Here is a 240-nt window from a genome sequence, read left to right as displayed (position 1 = left end):
CCTGAACTTCGTCTACGGGATCGGGTTCCTGTTCGCCGTGGCCGCGATCGTCCTCGGCTTCATCGGGCGCAACAAGGAGCCGCAGGCCAGGGGATTCTGGCTCACCGGCATCATCCTCGGCTTCGTCGGCGTCGCCATCGCGATCGTCGTCTGGATCGCGGTCGCGATCTTCCTGGCCAACTTCAGCGCGAACTACCGGTACGGCGGCTAGAGCCGTTCGGCGAGCAGTGCGGTATGACG

The 240-nt window shown here is 65.0% G+C and carries 1 protein-coding gene; it reads left to right on the top strand.

What is annotated here, in order from left to right; translation table 11 throughout:
• On the top strand, nucleotides 1-211 hold a 211-nt coding region (locus tag AC1RPV_RS08195), incomplete at its 5' end, for a hypothetical protein (RefSeq protein ID WP_481764269.1).
• Nucleotides 212-240 lie beyond the last annotated feature (29 nt).

Source organism: Dellaglioa sp. CoH-55-MRSF-9 (genome assembly GCF_056782155.1).
This window is presented reverse-complemented; position numbering and strand designations above follow the sequence as displayed.